This window comes from Sporosarcina sp. D27 (assembly GCF_000586555.1).
Classification (GTDB): domain Bacteria; phylum Bacillota; class Bacilli; order Bacillales_A; family Planococcaceae; genus Sporosarcina.
Genome location: NZ_AZUC01000038.1, coordinates 1 through 211, shown reverse-complemented (window position 1 = coordinate 211; position 211 = coordinate 1). Strand labels below are relative to the sequence as shown.

The 211-nt window shown below is 36.5% G+C and carries 1 protein-coding gene; it reads right to left on the bottom strand.

The features are described 5' to 3' along the window. Nucleotides 1–211, bottom strand: a 211-nt coding sequence (locus N693_RS20445) for a hypothetical protein (protein WP_216593577.1), incomplete at both ends; no start/stop codon positions are given.

Below are 211 nucleotides of genomic sequence, written 5' to 3'. Positions count from 1 at the left end.
GGCTTCCCCCTGTGAGAGTAGGACGTTGCCAGGCAGATAAAGTCATTCTGTTGTAGAATGGCTTTTTCTTTTCTAAAAGATCATAATTACTTGTGAACAATAATATTCCCTTGGAAATACAGGTAAATAATTGTTGCCAAATGAGTGATTGTGTGGTATTATTATCAATGTTGCTCTTTCGAAAAGCTTTCGTAGAGCGGTTACGATAATT